The sequence below is a fragment of the Paenibacillus sp. FSL H3-0457 genome (genome assembly GCF_037981725.1).
Classification (GTDB): domain Bacteria; phylum Bacillota; class Bacilli; order Paenibacillales; family Paenibacillaceae; genus Paenibacillus; species Paenibacillus amylolyticus.
Genome location: NZ_CP150283.1, coordinates 3492275 through 3511058, shown reverse-complemented (window position 1 = coordinate 3511058; position 18784 = coordinate 3492275). Strand labels below are relative to the sequence as shown.

At 43.4% G+C, this 18784-nt stretch carries 16 protein-coding genes; 5 read left to right on the top strand and 11 right to left on the bottom strand.

Translation table 11 applies throughout. The annotated features are described in order from the left end of the window. Window positions 1-128: 128 nt before the first annotated feature. The 6 genes from MHH25_RS15590 to MHH25_RS15565 all read right to left on the bottom strand — a co-directional run bounded on the left by MHH25_RS15590 (window position 129) and on the right by MHH25_RS15565 (window position 7540). A complete protein-coding gene (locus tag MHH25_RS15590; protein ID WP_036615629.1) occupies window positions 129-1814 on the bottom strand; it encodes an extracellular solute-binding protein in 1686 nt (561 codons plus the stop codon). 188 nt (window positions 1815-2002) lie between these two features. Further along, a complete protein-coding gene (locus MHH25_RS15585) occupies window positions 2003-2716 on the bottom strand; it encodes a glycoside hydrolase family 16 protein (RefSeq protein ID WP_036615630.1) in 714 nt (237 codons plus the stop codon). Window positions 2717-3028: 312 nt separating this feature from the next. Continuing rightward, window positions 3029-3733, bottom strand: a complete 705-nt coding sequence (locus tag MHH25_RS15580; protein ID WP_340017465.1) for an ankyrin repeat domain-containing protein — start codon at window positions 3731-3733, stop codon at window positions 3029-3031. 10 nt (window positions 3734-3743) lie between these two features. Further along, the gene (locus MHH25_RS15575; protein WP_340017464.1) at window positions 3744-5252 is read right to left on the bottom strand and encodes an S-layer homology domain-containing protein; all 1509 of its coding nucleotides are present in this window, start codon (window positions 5250-5252) and stop codon (window positions 3744-3746) included. A gap of 119 nt (window positions 5253-5371) precedes the next feature. Continuing rightward, window positions 5372-6064, bottom strand: coding sequence for a response regulator transcription factor (locus MHH25_RS15570; RefSeq protein WP_340017463.1), 693 nt, complete (start codon window positions 6062-6064; stop codon window positions 5372-5374). Between the two features lie 6 nt (window positions 6065-6070). Next, window positions 6071-7540: a HAMP domain-containing sensor histidine kinase gene (locus tag MHH25_RS15565; RefSeq protein WP_340020428.1), complete on the bottom strand. Its 1470-nt coding sequence runs from the start codon at window positions 7538-7540 to the stop codon at window positions 6071-6073. 203 nt (window positions 7541-7743) lie between these two features. On the opposite strand from MHH25_RS15565, the gene MHH25_RS15560 reads away from it, so the two are divergent. Both MHH25_RS15560 and MHH25_RS15555 read left to right on the top strand, forming a co-directional pair. Further along, a complete protein-coding gene (locus MHH25_RS15560; protein ID WP_340020427.1) occupies window positions 7744-8571 on the top strand; it encodes an AraC family transcriptional regulator in 828 nt (275 codons plus the stop codon). A 79-nt stretch (window positions 8572-8650) separates the two neighbouring features. Next, entirely contained in the window at window positions 8651-8989 is a 339-nt protein-coding gene (locus MHH25_RS15555) for a cupin domain-containing protein (protein WP_074095159.1), read from the top strand. A gap of 144 nt (window positions 8990-9133) precedes the next feature. Here MHH25_RS15555 and MHH25_RS15550 read toward each other — a convergent pair whose 3' ends face one another. From MHH25_RS15550 to pdxS, 4 genes are all read right to left on the bottom strand, one after another. Next, on the bottom strand, window positions 9134-10270 hold the full coding sequence (locus MHH25_RS15550; RefSeq protein ID WP_340020426.1) for a choline esterase: 1137 nt from the start codon (window positions 10268-10270) through the stop codon (window positions 9134-9136). Further along, window positions 10267-10926, bottom strand: a complete 660-nt coding sequence (locus MHH25_RS15545) for a TetR/AcrR family transcriptional regulator (protein ID WP_340020425.1) — start codon at window positions 10924-10926, stop codon at window positions 10267-10269. The genes MHH25_RS15550 and MHH25_RS15545 overlap by 4 nt, the downstream gene beginning before the upstream one ends. Before the next feature lie 212 nt (window positions 10927-11138). Next, on the bottom strand, window positions 11139-12209 hold the full coding sequence (locus MHH25_RS15540) for an ABC transporter substrate-binding protein (protein WP_340020424.1): 1071 nt from the start codon (window positions 12207-12209) through the stop codon (window positions 11139-11141). A gap of 249 nt (window positions 12210-12458) precedes the next feature. Continuing rightward, window positions 12459-13343 carry a pyridoxal 5'-phosphate synthase lyase subunit PdxS gene (pdxS, locus tag MHH25_RS15535; RefSeq protein WP_340020512.1) on the bottom strand — a complete coding sequence of 295 codons (885 nt, stop codon included), beginning with the start codon at window positions 13341-13343 and terminating at the stop codon, window positions 12459-12461. A 147-nt stretch (window positions 13344-13490) separates the two neighbouring features. Here pdxS and MHH25_RS15530 point away from each other — a divergent pair, with 147 nt between their 5' ends. From MHH25_RS15530 to MHH25_RS15520, 3 genes are all read left to right on the top strand, one after another. Beyond that, a complete protein-coding gene (locus MHH25_RS15530) occupies window positions 13491-14981 on the top strand; it encodes a PLP-dependent aminotransferase family protein (protein WP_340020423.1) in 1491 nt (496 codons plus the stop codon). Window positions 14982-15041: 60 nt separating this feature from the next. Then, on the top strand, window positions 15042-17063 hold the full coding sequence (locus MHH25_RS15525; RefSeq protein WP_340020422.1) for an ATP-dependent DNA helicase: 2022 nt from the start codon (window positions 15042-15044) through the stop codon (window positions 17061-17063). 146 nt (window positions 17064-17209) lie between these two features. Then, window positions 17210-17737, top strand: coding sequence for a DinB family protein (locus MHH25_RS15520; RefSeq protein ID WP_340020421.1), 528 nt, complete (start codon window positions 17210-17212; stop codon window positions 17735-17737). 78 nt (window positions 17738-17815) lie between these two features. Here MHH25_RS15520 and MHH25_RS15515 read toward each other — a convergent pair whose 3' ends face one another. Continuing rightward, complete coding sequence (locus tag MHH25_RS15515) at window positions 17816-18757, bottom strand: family 43 glycosylhydrolase (protein WP_340020420.1); 942 nt, start codon at window positions 18755-18757, stop codon at window positions 17816-17818. Between the last annotated feature and the right edge of the window lie 27 nt (window positions 18758-18784).

The window sequence follows — 18784 nt, the reverse complement described above, 5'->3', positions numbered from 1 at the left end:
AGTAATCTCTCCGGTTTCCCCCTTCTCCATATCAAATACAAAAAGGCATTGCCGGAGATCTTCTCCTGCAATGCCTTTTTGGTGCTTATGTGGCCGCGATGATTCAATTCAGCCAGCCCTGCGTCATCCTATTTTCCGCTTTTCACGGAATCATACCACTCGTTAACTTCTTTCGTAATCTGATCTCCACCTGAAGACTTCCACTTCTCAACAAATGAGTCGAACGCATCCACGGAGGTTTTACCATATACAATTTGAGAGAAGGTGTCCTTCTCCATCTTTGTCAAAATGTCATTGTTCATCTGCATTGTCATTGAAGGTGCACCAGTAAACATCTGATTGAACACGATATCTTTTTGATCCAAAACAATCTTGGCTGCATCAAGCATAGGTACTGGTACACCTGATTTGATTTTTTTCTCAAACGGTGTAGTTGCTTCTTCACCACTTGCCAGCTTGGCAAGTGTTGTCATACTTAGATTGGGAATACGCGCTCCATCAAAAGTCAACGTGTACTTCTCGGGAGCATAACCACCCGTAAGACTTGCATCGGTTGATGGTTTCCCATCTACCATAACCCAATCGTATCCTTCCGCAAATCCATGCTCAAACTCATCGCCCTCTTTAGGATTTGCATAGTGATCAAAGAGATAGTTCTGATAGGTGAAAAAGGCTTCCGGATTTTTCATGTCTTTGTTAATTAGAACTACGCCATTTCCGTTTGACGTACCATGTCTTCCTGCTTGACCATTTGGACCAGAAGGAATTGGATACGCCTTGTATTCAGCCTCAGGATTGTTTTTCTTCACATCCTCCAGCGGCCAGGATGGCATCCAGTGAGGACCAACCACAATACCTGCTTTTCCGGCAGTAAATTCTTCAGCTGCTTTTGTCTCGTCATACACGCCGGCTTCTTCCGGGATATACCCTTTGCTCATCCAGCTCTGTAATTTGGCCAAAGCCTGTTTTGCACCAGGTGTAACGGAACCGTATTCAAGTTTTCCGTCTGCCGTCAGATTCCATTGGTTTGGCATTGTACCATAAGCGCCAAATACCCACCCAGCTTCTGACATCCATGTGTTCAGCCAGTTCTTGAAGCCAATGGTGAGTCCGTAAGTGTCCTGCTTCCCATTGCCATCCGGATCTTGATTCGTAAACGTTTCCATAATGACTTCAAGATCATCTATCGTTTTAGGTGCTTCCAGATTGAATTTCTTCATCCAGTCTTCACGGATCCACATGACAGGATCACCATTATAGGAATAGTCCAGAATCGGAATACCGATCTTTTTGCCATCTTGCATGTATGGATACCATACGGAAGGATCTTCGTTTACGGCTGCTTTCCATGTGTCGCTGGCATATTTGTCAAACAACTCGCCCGCATCGACAAATTTTCCGGACTCAATCAATTCACGCACCAGATTGAATTCGCCGCGATACGAAATAATGTCCGGCATGTCCGCATTGGAAGCAAGCGATAGACGCAGTTTTGTCTCAAATGCATTATTGGTGGATGGAGATATCCACTGGTTTTTCAACTCAATTCCGAGTTTCTCCTTGGCCCATTTTGTATGGACGTTGTTATCCTGATCCTCGCCTGACTTAAACTTCACGTCTGGACCCCATGGTCGTAAATACGTAATGGATACTGGTGGATCATACTTCCCATTTTTGAGCTCCAACGTTGTCGCTGGTGTACTCGATTCTGTTTTCTTATCGCTCCCGTTACTACACCCACTCAAGGCTGCAGATAGGGCCAATACACCGATCATGACCAAACTGCCTACTCGTCTCTTTTTACTTGTGTCCAACTTCGTTCCCCCAGTCTATGTAATGTTGCTTACAGGTTAATCATAATGAATTTTTGATATTTATGCCCATACTAATATTGCAACATTTATTGCATTAATTTAGGATATTGGATATTGAATACATATATTGAATAAATACAATGCCTGAATATAGAAAAAAGCAGCCGCTAACGGCTGCTTCAGTCTGCTTAATTACTCGTATATTTAACCCAATCGTACTCAGCATAGAGCGGATTAGCCCCGTTATAAGGACCGAGCCAGCTATCTACTCCTGTTCCATTCCACAAGTTCATCATGATTTTTCCGGGTGTTTTAGGAATATTGCTGGTTGCCGTGTGTTTCAATACACCATCAACATACCATTTGATATGTCCCGGCTGCCAGTCAAATGCGTAAGTATGGAAGCCCTGGGATGCATCAAACCCTAGATTGATAATCTTCTCATGATTACCAACCCCATTGGTATAATAATTAAACTGCACTTTGGTTGTGTCTTTTCCTAAAAATTCGATATCAATCTCATCCCATTGGGTGCCATGTGCAGGGCCTGTGTATGTGAAAAATGAGGAAACTACACCTGTGTTCTTGGCAGGTTTCATACTGACTTCATACAAGCCGTACCCATACGTATTCGTGGTACGATACTCTCCGCAATCAAACTTGTTCTGTGCAGAGCTGGTCAAACCAAGCTTAAGCTTGCCGTCACTTGTAAAATTAACATTGTTAGCCCTCCACGTACAGTTAAACATGTTCCCATTGGAATACCCATCCGCTTTTTGCCACGTACTTGCGTTAAAATAGGTTAGAGGTTCCCAGAACACATAACCCGCGAAAGCGCTTACCGAAAAAAACAAAGAGATGACACCAGTTACCGCCAAAGTATACCAAGACTTCCTCTTCATCATACACCTCCATGAATGATTCCAACATGTATAAGCAGCGCAATGATAGATAACGCTTACATGGTTGGTATTTCCATTTTATCTGGAAGTATAGTGGTACACTATAGCAAACTTCAAAGCAGAGATATTCAATTTTTAAGATCCTCGTTCTCGTATCTAATCATTTCATGTTAAGACTATGCCAGTTTCATACACGTAAGATGGATTGAATGAAGCGCCTGCCCTTCAGCATAGAAGGAATCAGGCGCTCCATGAAAACCATTTTTACATATATCTCAACATGTTTGTTAATTTATTCACCCTAAAAGGGTTTTATTTCGCACCAGCTTGTACCAAAATGTCTTCAATTTCTTTGAAGCCATTATTCTTCGCATGACTGAGTGGTGACACCCCATCACGGTCCGATATGTTTACGTCTGCTCCGTGGTCAATGAGTAATTGTATCGTCTCCTGCTGCAGAGAATTGCCATCGTTAAGAATGATCGCTTCGAGTAGTGCTGTCCATCCCAATTCATTCACATGGTCCACATCCACCGAAGTTTGAGTGAGTAGTTCTTGCACTACATCCACATATCCATGCTCCGAAGCTGGAATAAGTGCTGTCCCTCCATATTGATTCGTTATCGCTGGGTCCGCTCCCGCCTCGATTGTCAGCTTCAAAATATCCAAGTATCCTTCAGCGCCAGCATACAGAAACGGAGTATTTTTCATATCGTCCTGAATATTCACATCTGCCCCCGCTTTAATTAACACTTTAGCCGATGTTAGATCATTATTGTAGGTTGCAATCATTGTAGCGGTTCGTCCACTCTGATCTTGAGCATTGATATTGGCACCTGCTTGAATCATTTGTTCGATGCGTTCAGTATCGCTGTCCTCTACTGCCTTGAACAGCTGTTCATCTGCTGAAGTCATGGCCTTTTCCCCCACGTTGGAGTCGTTTCTCATTTCAGGCACGCAGCCTTGAACGATCAACATACTGCTTATCAGGACAACGATGATCAGAGATTTACTCATACTGCCTCCTTTACTCCAGTGTCAAGGTGACCGAAGAAGCGATACTCCAATCTCCAACTGGGTTTATTGTATACGTAGTACCCGGAGTCAACTTCCCATCATTTGTTAGGTCGAATACACCCGTCGCACCTTTTCGACTTGAATATTTATAAGTGGCCGTCAGAACATCCCCGCTAGGTGAAGTTAACGTTACACTTCGACCAGAGAACAGTTCATCCCCAGGGTCCTGGTCAAGTGTAACTTCAATGGAGGTTTCACTCACTGCTTGAGCACTTGCAACCACTAGTGCATCAAACGATTTCGCCGTAAATGAAGCATTTTCGATGTTGGCCCAATCCGAAGAAACCGTATATGTGACACCTGATTTCAGCGTTTGTCCCTCAGGCAAACGGAACTTCGGTTCTTGTTTACCGTCTGTGGATTGCGTGAACGGGACATATCTGGCAACGATAGGCTCGCCACCTTCTGGCGTAATTACAACTTGTCTTGCCTGCATGGAAGAGATGATTTGATACGTTTTGCCTCCTGCTTGCTCTTGATCATTCAGCACAAATGCATTAGCTCCTCGACCACCACTGTAAGCCGAAATGATGTAACCATAATCCACGACACTGTTCACTTGCAATGCTTCAATCTCGAATGTATCATTCGTTACTTGACTAACCGTTGTCATGTTTATTTTCGTATCACTGCCTTCAAAAGAACCAGCGTCTTGGCCTTTGTAAGTCAGGTTGTACACTTCACCAGCATCTTGTACGGACGTTGGAACGATGTAAGTCGCGATTGACCCTGTTTTCAAACGGGGCATATTGGTTAACGTCAACCCGCCACTAAACGCAAAGTCCGTTTGTGCCTTGGCAAAAGCTTCATTCGCTGCTGTCAGCGGCTTGTCAAAAGTTACAATTAACGTAATGGCATTCAGTGATCTAACGCTCTTGATTTGAGCTTGCTCCGAAGGAATAGCTTGGTGTGCAGTTTGCAACAGCACTGCTGTTTCGCCGCGCGTTGCTGTACCGTTCTCGGAGTAGAACTCGCTCATCCAATGGTGAACGGACTTTACATCACGTTGCATCGCTTTGGATACGACCTGTTCGAGTTCAGCATCCGACACTTGAGTTTGCGGATTGAATTGTCCATCGTTAGCCTGCATGATGCCAAGTTCAACAAGCTTTGACGCATATGGCGCATACCATGCATTCGGATTCACATCCTTCAATTCTACGGTTTCTCCCGTCTTGCTCTCCAAATTAAACGTTTTGAAAACCAATGAAGCTAACTCCGCACGGGTAATTGCTCGATGTTCACCCATAGATTGATCTGCATATCCGTTCATGATCCCCAAGCTATTCAGATCCTTGATAGCAGCTTCAATCTGTTGTTGGGTAAGCTGTGTGGTTGTTGCCGCAATGTTAGTAACGTATGTAGCTGCATGTACTTGATTCGCAGTTAACGGGAACACTGCTGTACCTAGTGCAGTTATGGTTAGAAATGTAGCGATTTTGCGGGTTGTAGAATTCATAGTTGAATTCCTCCTCTATAGGTTGTAGTTGCCTGTATCTATAGAATAGAGGACAAAAAGAAACTCCCAAGGCTAAAGTTATTAACAAAATATAAACTGGCTCTAAATTTTCGCGAAACTTATGCAGTAAACCGGTAGCCTGCACCCCAGACGGTTTCAATATACTCCGGATTTTTGGGGTCTGTCTCCAGCTTCCCCCGCAGTTTGCGAATATGGACGGTAACCGTTGCAATGTCTCCGGTGGAATCCATGCCCCAGATCCGCTCGAACAGATCTGATTTGCTGAATACACGGTTGGGATGACTCGCAAGAAATACAAGTAACTCGAACTCCTTGGTTGTAATCGCCACCTCTTCTCCATTAACAAAAACGCGGCGTGATCCTTTATCAATGTGAAGTCCGCGAATGTGGATTTCATCCTGCTCAGCTGGTTTGTTTTTGCCAAGTAGTCTCTCGTATCGGGTCAAATGAGCCTTTGCTCGTGCAACCAACTCACTTGGGCTAAACGGTTTTGTAATAAAATCATCCACTCCCAGATTAAATGTCCGGATCTTATCGATTTCTTCCTTTTTTGCGGAAACAACAAGGATGGGCACTTCCTTTACCTCGCGAATGCGCCTGCAACATTCGAAGCCGTCGAGTCCCGGCAGCATCAGATCAACAATGATCAGATTATAGTCCTCCTCCAGTGCCTGCTTCAGACCTTCATCTCCAGTATGGCAGAGATCCACGGAAAATCCGTTGAGCTCAAAATAATCCCGTTCCAGTTCCGCAATCGTTGTTTCATCTTCAATGATCAAAATGTTTGCCATTACTCATTAGTCCCTCTCTTCATTCAGCCGTTTCAGCTTGATATATATACTCGTGCCATCATTGGGCTGGCTTTCTGCCCAGATAAAGCCCCCATGTCCATCAATGATTTGGCGGGCAATTGCTAGCCCGAGCCCACTTCCGCCCGTTGAGGAATTCCGGGATTGTTCTGCACGATAGAAGCGTTCAAATATATAAGGCAGTGCCTCTTCAGGTATTCCCCTGCCATTATCTTTAAACGCCATCGTAATCCAGTTCTCATCAGCTTGAAGTGTAATCTCGAATCGTTTATGTTCATTCTCCATGTATTTGAGTGCATTATCCACTACATTAACAACGGTACGTTTTAACTTCTCCGGATCCACAGCAGCCATAGCGGGACCAGACACCTGGTTATTCCAATCCAGGGCAACACCTTTATCCTCCAGATCATATCTCAGCTCTTCAATGCTATCTTCAAGGAAATCAGCGAGATCAACTGTTTTAAACAGGAAAGGTTCTTGGTTCAAGTCGAGCTTGGAATACAAAAACAGTTCATCCACCAACTTATCCATGCTAACTGCTTTGGAGTGAATGATATTAACATAACTCTCCATTTTCTCTGGAGTATTAGCCACGCCGTCACGAATACCCTCAATGTACCCTTTGATATTGGTAATCGGCGTACGGAGATCATGCGAAATGTTGGAGATAAGCTCTTTGCGGTTCACTTCGTCCTGCTGACGTAACGCATAGGAGAGCTGTAATTGATTCCGCATGCTCTCAAACGCTTCGCTAAGTTGACCAACCTCGTCATTGGAGTTTAGCTGAAGTTTAAAGGATAGATTACCATCCTTAATATGTTCGGCTGAACTTCGTAGTTGATTCAATGGTTTAATGAAGCTGCGCGTGATCCAGCGGAACAAGAGCAGATTTGCAATGATGAGGACGCCAATAAGCAGAAATGACATCACAGGTAGCAACTTGCGAGTAAGCTCCGCAAAGGGGCTTCTCTCACGAATGACAAAGATACTCCCCCGTTCCCCATCTGAATATTGAAAATCAAATTTTGCATACGCGTAAAATCGCTCACCAATATTGAAGGTGCTCCGAATCTGATAATTGTTAAGATCATAGGCAGGCAGTGCTTGCTTCAGTTCTGGCTGGTTGAAGGTCAGTGATTCGAAGATCTGACTATTCTCTCGTCTGATGTAGAGCCCTGACTTCTCAGCTCGAAGCTTCATATCATATTCACGCAGCAAAACCTTGTTCTGCAGGTCATCCGGGTCATTTTTGGCCAGAAACTTCATCTCTTGAAAGATCGATTCTCCCTGTTCAGTCAGGGGGTTGATCTGATAATGTACCTTGTATATATCACGGAAACTCTGTAGATCCCCTGTGGCCGCAATCGTATACAGACTTGCCGTAAGCAGGATGAACAGTAGACTTATAACAAGCATGCCCGTAAAGGACAGCAGCATTTTTATTCGAATTGACATGGGTTCCCCTTCTCAAGCAAACAATTGGATTAGTTAGTGCACATGTTAACACAAGATGGATTCTATTGCCCATATGTAAAAAAGAGCTTTCTTTTTCAATATATATGTTGACAGTGATAATCGTTATCAATAATGTTGGAGTAAGGTGCACAACGATTTATCTTAGAATGACTGGCAAACACTTTTGAAATGAGGTACGTAATGTGAAAGTAGACGTTAATCAGTTAGCAGCGCATTTTGCACACATTCCTTTTCAAGTCGAAGGAGTATATCGATATGCTAGAAATCCAGGAGTTCCCCAGTCTGACTATACCGATTCTTTTCCTGGATTTGTATTTCCTCTTACAGGAAAAATACAATTTCAATTTGATGGTACACCCTATATTTTTTCACCAGGAAAAGTTGTACATGGGGGCGCGAAAATGAAACTGGATCAAACCGTGTTTCATAGAACGGACTGGGAATATATCCTCGTTTTATACCGGATATGTAGTTCGGACCTCGAAGAGACAAGCTTTTCCCATCAGCATTTTGAATTATCAACGGGTCAATCCCCACGTCTGATCGAATTAATCATGCGTCTTTGGCATGTGTATAATCAGCGCGGAGGTATTTCAAAGTTTCAGACAGAGATGCTGTTTCGCGATGTACTGAATGAGACTTTAATATGTGTTGATCATAGGCAAAATAGTTGTGAATCAGATACTTTATTCGAACGGGTCTCTACCTATATCCAAGAACACTATGATCAAAGTCTGACTGTCGCATCACTTGCAGAACAAAATAATGTTAATCGAAATCGACTTTCCTACGTGTTTAGAAGACATGCAGGTATGGGGCCAGCAGAATATGTATTGAAATATCGTATAAACATGGCACAGCAAATGTTATTGGCAAGTGATGCGTCTGTACAACAGATTGCCGAGAGCGTTGGTATTGCTGACCCCTTTTATTTTAGCAGAGTGTTTAAGAAACAATGTGGTATTTCTCCTACGGAGTATCGGCTGAAGTTCATCAATAATCCATCCTGATTTCAATAGGCATCCATGTTATACCAAAGCTTAGATCAGTATACTGAACATATAGGATTAATACACAGGAGGAATGACGATGCACTATCAAGCAATTAAATTAAATGAGGAATTTTCGAAATTAAACGATCTTTGGTCTCCGAAACTCATTGGTGAAATGAATGACTATCAATTTAAGATCGTTAAGATTGCTGGAGATTTTGAGTGGCATGTTCATGAGGAGACTGACAAGTTATTTTTTGTGCTCGAAGGGGAAATGATAATTGATTTTCGTGATGGGCAAGTGAAGATTTCCAAGGGCGAGATGTATATTGTCCCTAAAGGAGTCGAGATCAAACCTTCCGCCGAAAAGGAATGTCATATCATGTTGATGGAGCCTGGAAGCGAAGTAAACACTGGCGGGACTAAGGCGGAATAATCGTCAGTTATTGGAACCAGGAAGTTAATTTGCAGTATCAAAAAGCCGATAACCCCGTAATAGGGTTATCGGCTCTGCGTCTGTACGGCTAGCTCTTCGACATGCATTAATTGACATATATTAATCAGTAGTCTCTCGGTTATGTCACTTGTTGCTGGTCTTCTTGATCAATTCCACACCATCGTATGCCAGGCTTTCCACACTTGTTGCCTTCTGCAGTATGTAATAATCAAAAAAGTTCTTCGCATAGTTTGTAACAATATTTCGCATCTCCATAGCATCCCGTTCACCTCTGAGTTCCTCATTAACACTGGTAAACACGATGTCACAGTAATCCAAATGCGCAACACGATCAACTGAGAAATAATAGGTTTCCATGCTATTGTTAGCGCCAATAATCGCATTCATATTATAGTTAGGTTCACAAAACAGGAACAAGAAGGGTTTCTTAAGATTGCTGTCAAGAAGTCCAAACGCACCGCTATCCAAGCCAATCCCGCAGGCGAACCGGTCGTCATCCCGGCAAACCATCGCCGTCGTAGGCCCTCCATAGGAATGTCCGACTATACCCATGCCGATGTCAAGCAACAATCTGCCCTTAAAGATGGAATTCAGCTCTCCAGAGTCCAGTTTGTAAAGATAATCAGCTACATACCTTACATCTTCTGCCTGTGATTCACTATACTCTGTTATCTTGGAAAGTATCGGCAGTGCAAGCACGTTACGGCACATCTCAATGGCAGTTTCATCGTCAGGCCGCATCTCCATCTTATCAGCTAACGCCAGCATCTCCGGATCTTCACCAAAGGCTGTAATGACATCCGAAAAGTCCTTTGATACATTAAACAGGCGCCCATCTTTACGTTTATACATCGTGCTATTCTGATGGCCGATGCTTACCACAACATACCCCATGCTTGCCAAGTCTGTACAGAGCACTGTACTCCATTCTGGAGAACCGCCTCCACCGCACACATAGAATAACACTGGATAGCGCTTTTCCTTCCCAGAAAGAGCAAGGTCGTCGTAACACTGGGTCTTGATATCTATAGAGAAAACATCCTTCAACGCGGTGACAAGTGGCTGCTCATTAAACATCTCGTAGACTTCAGGAAACATGTACGTTGATGTAGTCTTACCTTCGCTACTGTCAGACGGATAGTACACAAAAGCGGTCAGTTCTCTTTTGGAGTAATCTGATGCCGTGTACTCCAAATCCATCTGGGTTCGACCGACAGTATAGCCGCCAATTGGTTCTGGAAATGCATTGTAGGTTTTCATTTTCTTTCCCCCTTGAGATCGCTAACCATTTCAGAATATTTATGATCTTCAAGCAGCCCATGGCCCATAAATTCAGCAAAGTACTTGCTGATCTTATGTTGCAGCTCAGAGTCCTTAATATCGAATTCCCTAAAAAACAAGATTAAATTAAGCTGCATTGACTCAAACATAAAAGAAATCAGGTCGTCGTCAACATCCGGTCGGAGATATCCATCAACCCTCATTCGGCGTAAAATGTCTTTGATCATGGGGAATGACTCGCCCTTTAAGACATTCACATATACTTTCAGCAAAATGTCCTCAGGAATATATGAAAATGTTTTAGTCAGTTTGATTTCCAACTCATTCAGTGGCTCGGTCACCATGCCATTAACGTTACCAAATAAGCCAGTAAGGAAATAGCTGTAAAGGGAATCTTCATTACTGTTACTGAAGTATGCAGCTCTTTTCTGGGTCACATTACGTATTAAGTGACAATAAAGGTCATCTTTGTCTTCAAAATACCGATAAAATGTTCCGGGGTGCATGGACAAACTATCCAAAACCATCTTCATAGTTATATCCTCGTAAAGATTATCAACAAAAAGATGCATTGCGCTACTCGATATTTCCTCGCGCCTTGCTTCGTCTAAACGAAAGAAAGTATTTTTTGGCATAGATTACTCCTTAATGTATAGTGTGAACTGATTCACACTATACCGATAATACATTCACAAGTCAAATCGTATTAAAATAGAGTGTTCACTCCATTCTCGCTATCATTCAGGCTGACCGGGAACAGCTTTAGACAGGAATTTGGTCCCTGATAACAAAAAAAGCCGCTAAAATAGCGACTTTTAATGGTACTATGTTTTTGTCCTTGGCTTCATTACAACCCGAGATCATCAGCGAGTCCTTCAACACCTGTGAAGATGGAATCCCCGTAACCCCAGAAGTTGTTGAAATCAATAATGTAGATTTTTTTGTTTTTAACTGCGTTAATGTTTTGTACCTGTTTGTTGGCAAGCAGCTTTTCAATCGTCTGCTCAGGATCAATACCACCTGCATACCTCGAAATAATCATTGCATCTGGATTAATCTCGATTAACTTCTCCAGACTGAGTGTGCCAGTTTCATTAATCAGCATATTATGCATATTGATTAATGACATTGCACTTTCAATAAACGTATCTCCATTTCCGTTGTAAATTCCAATGGTTCCATCACCATTATCCGAAAATGATGCATAATTGATCGTCTCAGCGCTAGCTCGGGCCGACAAGGCATTCTCGCGTGCTTTAAGCGTCTCAATATATGCCGCTGCATTGGCTTGTACGTTGAATATCTCACCTAATTCAGTAATATCCTGATACAGACTATCTAACGATGCATCAGGAACACTGGTGCTTTGTACATATGTTTTGATCCCCATATCATTCAAGCTGCTTACTGTACCAACACCCCAATCCGCATCCTCAAACAATCCACCACGCCCTACAACCAGGTCAGGCGTAGCCCCTATGGTCACTTCCTTACCTACATAGCCTTCAGCAAGCACAGGAATTTGTTTAAACTCGTCAGCAATATCTTCAGGTACACTACCAAACAACGCAGCTACACCTACAAGTTTGTCTGTCAAACCAAGGCGAATCATCAGCTCGGCTGCACCCTGGGTATTGGCAACTACTCGTTCAGGTACCTTGTCAAACGTTTGATCCTTCTTCACCCATGTGCCGTTCTCTGTTGTATAGTTTGAAACGGTTAATGGATACGTTGTTTGAGCAGCACCTGAAGCGTCTGCATCCGATTTCTTCTCATCTGTTGCAACATTTTTCGCTGCTTGCTGCGAGTTATTGTTTGCCTGATCGCTACCATCACTACTATTGGAGCAGGCTGCAAGTACAACAACAAGTGCAGCAATAAAACAAAATAACATTCCTTTTTTAAAGCGTGTAGACATTTAATTCTCTCCCTTTTAAATCCTTAATTTTCTATTTATGCATTATGTAAAATAGTTATTTTCAGTATACAGCAAATGTCGAATCTCGTAAATGATAATTATAATCATTCTCAATTGATAAGAAAATGGACATTCTCCTCTCCGTCTTTGCTTTTACTTTCGTCAAGAATAACCAAAAAAGCCGATCAATTTGTATCCATTGATCGGCTTTGCTTGATACTATTTATTCTCCAGTTGTTCTATCTGCTCTTACCAACCGCGGTTGGACATGCGCTCTTCTGGAGCCAATTTAGAAATTTCGATCCCTTTCATAGGGGCGCCCAAGTTTTTGGATACTTCGGCAATCAGTTTGTAATCTGTGTAATGTGTTGTAGCTTCAACGATTGCACGAGCGAATTTCTCAGGGCTATCGGATTTGAAGATACCTGATCCTACAAACACACCGTCTGCTCCCAGGTGCATCATTAATGCTGCGTCCGCCGGAGTAGCTACACCGCCTGCGGCAAAGTTAACGACAGGAAGTTTTCCATTTTCATGAACTTCGCGCAGCAACTCATAAGCTACACCCAGATTTTTGGCTTCAGCGTACAGCTCGTCTTTGGACATGTTTTGCACTTTGCGGAGCTGGCTGTTAATTAGACGCATATGACGAACTGCCTCAACAATGTTGCCCGTTCCAGGCTCACCTTTTGTACGAATCATCGATGCACCCTCACCAATACGGCGAAGAGCTTCTCCCAAATCTTTGGCTCCACATACAAATGGTATAGTAAACTCATGTTTATCGATATGGAACACTTCGTCTGCAGGCGTAAGAACTTCACTTTCATCGAGATAGTCCACACCTAGGGATTCAAGCACTTTGGCTTCTATGTAATGACCGATACGTGCTTTGGCCATAACTGGGATAGATACAACCTTCATAACCTCTTCAACGATGGTTGGATCTGCCATACGAGCTACACCGCCAGCAGCGCGAATATCGGAAGGTACCCGTTCAAGAGCCATAACAGCTGTTGCCCCTGCCGCCTCAGCAATTTTAGCTTGCTCTGCATTCATAACGTCCATGATGACGCCACCTTTTTGCATCTCAGCCATTCCTCTTTTTACACGATCTGTACCTGTTTGCATGATTGTAATCCTCCTAAGTAACTTTTGGGTGGTTTTCAATAAAGGCATCGCTCTAATCTATGATTTAGTATAGAATGAGAATGGTCATATAAAAAGATCCAATATTTTTTGTTTTTATTGTACCACTTCATTTATAAATCTGGAGGTCCTATGCAATTTCATGTAGCTTACAGTTCATATTTGAATCGAAAATATACGAAGATGAAGGCTCTCTATCATGCCATTCGTGATGCAATTCATGAAGGTAATCTTATACATGGCGAGAAGTTACCCTCTACTCGAGAGTTAGCCGCGACGTATCACATTTCCAGAGGGACCGTGAATCAGGTCTATGATACGTTGACTGCTCAAGGTTACATTCATTCAGAGCATGGAAGAGGAACCTTTGTAGCTTACCAGTTGGATTTGAACAATAATGCGTCCACCGAGAAAGCTTGTACGCATCACTTATCCGCCTGGGGAAATCGTATTCAGCAGTTTGAACAGCAGACGACTCAAAGAAATACACCAGCCAATGCTCATACACATGATTCCAGAATGAATAGCGACGAAGTGATCGACTTTAGCAAATATCAACCTGATTTCTCCAAGTTTCCTTACGATGAATGGAATAATCGATTGTATGCAGAGATAAGGCAGCGTGAGCATCACCTGATAACAACCTCTGCTATGGTTAGTTCAACCGGGGATCCAAAATTGAGAGAAGCCATTGCTGCCTATCTGCGGAGGATGCGGGGCATTCAAGTTGATCCGGATCATATTGCAGTAACTGCAGGCTCCATGCAAGCTATAGCTCTACTCACTCAATTACTTGCAGATCCTGGGGATTATGTAGTGACAGAGAGTCCTTGTTATGTCGGGATTTCTAAAGCCATATTGGCTGCGGGTGCTAAGTTGATTGAAGCTAATCTCGATGGTCAGGGCGTTGTGCCCCAGGACTGGGAAGCACGTATGTTGTTTGTCACGCCGTCACGACAATTTCCTACTGGTGAAATGCTCAGTCTGGAACGCAGACAAACCTTGCTAGACTGGGCACAGCGAAATGATGCCATGATTGTTGAGGATGATTATGATAGTGAATTCCGATATCGCGGAATGCATGTTGAACCACTGAAAACACTTGATAAAGCAGGACGTGTAATCTACCTGGGTAGCTTTACCAAAACCTTGCCTTTAGAAGTACGACTTGGTTATGTGGTTCTTCCCCCTACGTTGGCTGACACCTTTAGAAAGGCACAGGCATTATACGAGCCAAGACCCGTCAACCTGATCGAACAACGGGCATTAGCTGCATTCATGACAAGCGGTCAATATGAGCGTCATCTGCGCAGAATGAATCGATTATACAGTCGTAAATTCCATCTGTTACTCAAACTTTTGAACAAACACCTCTCTACATGGTTTGATTGGGTGGAGAATGAAGCGGGTCTCCACGTGTTTGGCTGGTGGCGAGGTAATGTGTCCACTTATGAGGCCTTTCGGGAATCAGCTCGGTCACAAGGTGTGGTATACTCAGAAGTCAGCAGTTCAACGGCTGTTGGTATGAAGTATGGTATCTATTTATCTTTTGCACATTTGTCAGATGAACAATTACAGGAAGGCGTATCCAGATTAAAAAATGCCGTTACAACTGCATTGTGAGGTAAATCGTCTCCAAAATGTAGTACAAGAAGATCATCATTCGGAAGAGGGGCGATCGTTATGAATTGGTTAAATGAACTTTATAAAATAAATAAGCAAGAACCAGACAAGGAAATCGAACGTTCTTTGGTGAACGCCATCTTCCGAATTTATGACCGGTTCCCCCGAATCGGCCTTAGAGAACGAATCGGACAACAAGAAATGTCTCTCGATATCGCCGATGCTTATATCCATGGGCATAACGCCATGATTGAAGCTGGTGTCGGAATCGGTAAGTCTTTTGCGTACCTGATCCCAAGTCTGCTCACGAATCAAATGTCTCAGAAACCAGTCATTATAGCGACATCCTCCATTCAGCTCTCGGAACAGATACATAAAGATTTAAGGATTATTGGTAGCCGGTTGGGATTCTCAACGGTTCGCTCCGTGGTGGGAAAAGGCATGGGGCAGTATGCCTGCCGAAGTAGAGCAACTGAATGGATCAGTCTTGATGATGCTAACTCCTCCGTGTCTACCCTTGCGCAGCGCATATTAGATTATGAAATTGATGAAAGAGCCGATATTAAAGCTGGTGTTAGTGATGCCGAATGGTCCCACGTTTCCGTGAATGATTGCAAATTTGAACGTTGTCATCATAAAACTGCATGTTTGTTTTACGATATGAGAGCGAAATTAAATGCAAAAGCTCACGAGATTGATTTTATTATCGTAAACCAGGACTTGCTCATACGGGATTTGATGAAGAAAAAAGAAGGAACTAAAAGCATCATCTCGGAACAGCCTGCTCTGATCGTCATTGATGAAGCGCATAATCTGGAAACAAAAGTTCGGGATGCCAGAACACTTGAGTTCACTTATCGGAGAATCTGCCGCATTCTGGATACCACGGTGCAGCTTCTCACGAAGCAGTCCGGGGATAAAAGTCTCTTCTCACAATCCAAGTTCATCAAAAACTGCGCTGAGCGCATCTTCAAACAGGTAAACGCGGATCTGCTCCACCATGCCAAGCAGGATAACGACCGAATCAAAGTGTCGGAAATCAAAGGAATACCGTTAAACCAAGTCTTAAACGATTTAAAAGATCTCAGTCTGCGCCTTTCCATTTTGACCTCACGCCACGAGCGGGAGATCGATGACGCTTTTGAAGCCATCAACGGGCTAATTACCCTTATTAGTGTCTTATCTGAATTTGAGGACAACTATCTTTTATGGGCAAGCAGTCCCCTTAGAGTAACCACAATCAGCATCTGTCCCAAAGATATAAGCCAATTTCTGAAATACGCTTTATTTAATGGCAAGGTACCTGTAATCCTAACATCAGCAACGCTGTGCCAAGGCGGGGATACGCTGGAGGAACAATATTCTTATATGACGGACTCCCTCGGTTATAAGGGAGATTTCCTAGAGCGCCAACCCTCCCCTTTTGACTACACCAACCATGCCATGATGTATATTTCGAACAAAGTTCCCTATTACCAACATGACCAGCGGGAAATCTATCTTGAAGCAGCTTATAAGGAATTGGTTCAACTCTGTAATCTAACTCAAGGAAGAACAATCGTCCTTTTTTCAGCAAAAGAGGACATGAAGTACATTCACAAAAAGTTGATCTCAAAGGCTAATGAATACACATGGGCAGTCCATGTTCAAAAAGAAGGATCTTCCCAGGACAGTGTCATCGCCGATTTCAGGAAAAGTAAAGGTGTACTCCTGGGTACTGGTGTATTCTGGGAAGGTGTGAATATCGAGGGGTCTGACCTGTCACAGGTCATTATTTTCCGGCTGCCCTTCCCTGTTCCTTCAGATCCTGTTTATGAATATAAGGCATCTGTATCAGAGAATCCGTTCATGAAGGTGTTTGTACCGGACATGCTTCTGCGGTTACGGCAAGGAACGGGACGCTTGATTCGTAGTGAAACGGACCTTGGCATACTCAGCATACTTGACTCCCGTCTCAGCACAGCGGGTAAAAAGAGTTATCGGGAACAGGTGCTGGACACGTTGCCGTTCAAAAAAGTGACGGAAGATTTTGCGGTTTTGGAGAAGTTTGTCCAAAATAAAAGGATACGACGTACGGATTAGAAGTGGTACACCCAAACGCTATAAACTGTTCAAATCACATAAAACGGCCCTTCCACCTATCAAGCGGAAGGGCCAATTTTAATGCTGGAAGTAAGATTTATGCTACAATATATTCCAGATTTACGAATTCCAAAGGAGGCATTACCATGGTTGAAAGACCAACTACAGAGGAATATGCAGCTTATTATGAAGGGTACATCCAGCTTGTTCCTGAAGGGAACATCATCGAACGCTTAGAGCTGCAAGCCAATATCATACCAACTTTGCTCTCTTCATTGACAGAGGAGCAAGCAAATTATCGCTACGCCGAAGGCAAATGGAGCGTGAAAGAGGTCATCGGTCACCTTTTGGATAACGAACGCATCATGAGCAGCCGATTGCTTCGCATAGCCAGAGGTGAGCAAGCGAATCATCCCGGCTACGATCAGGACGTGCTTATGCAGACCCACCCTTTCAATGCGTATACCCTGGCAGATTTGAGCGAAGAATATGCCGTCATACGCCGCTCAACCATTCTTATGCTTCGTCGCCTCACCCCGGAAGCATGGCTCTGTAGAGGGATTGTCAGTGATAATCCTGCTTCAGCTCGATCGATTGCATTTGTTATGGCTGGACATGAGCTCCACCATTGTTCAGTACTTCGCGATCGTTATTCGTTGGATTTGAAATTATAAAATTCATTCAAAAAGACTTTGAACCTACATTCGCTGTAGGAACAAAGTCTTTTCTCATCAGTCGTTTTATCGTTCAAATTATCGTTCAAAATGAATCAGATGTGCGTCTTCTCGCAAAGATAACGTGGAATAATCATTCAGAATCGGAATGTCCCCATTGAATTCAATGGGCAGTACCACATAGCTAGATTGAAAATAATCCGATCCGTTCCAGCGATCCGAAAAGTACAGGTACTCCTCCTCTGATCGTTTCAGCACAAACGCTGGTTGCGTTTGGTACGTCGTTTCATCGCCAAAATCGCTGAGCATCCCCCATGGTCCATCCATCGTATTAGCCATCGCGTATTTCCCTTGATTTGGAGCCCAACCCGTGCAAAATGAGGTCACCATATAATACTTCCCTTTCCGTTTGAAGACAGCTGGCGCCTCCCGATATTCCCCCTGCCACAGCTTTCCGACAAGACTTTCGACATTAAGGTAATCTTCCTGCAGACGATAGATGTGCAGGTCTGCATTGTCTCTGGCAGCTGAAATAAAATACGCTGCCCCGTCTTCGTCCTGAAAGAGCGTGCAGTCACGCGACATATACCCGTACGGATTAAAGCTGCCATGATACACGAAATGACTATCCGGAGAATCCGATGTGGCAATGGCGCATGCGGCATCGTTGTAATGGTTACCATTCTCATAGTGAGCCCAGAGTACAAACTTTTTGGTCACCGCGTTGAAAAGCACTTTAGGCCGTTCGAGATTTACTTTTCCACCTTTATCGTTCACTAATGCCAGATTTGTCCGAACTCGAATGGGTGCAGCTGGTGTAGAGGTGGTCAAGATATGGTTTCGAAACTCCCAGTTGAATAGATCTTTGGAACGGTAACAACTCACATATATATCGTCTCTCCGATCTTCGCCATACCAGTAATAATAGTCATCATGGAATAACATATGTCCACCATGAGCATGGATTGGATTACCGCTTGAATCATTCCAGATGCCACCATTGGTTAATTGATTATTCACACCGTTACCTCTCTTCTTTTAAGAACA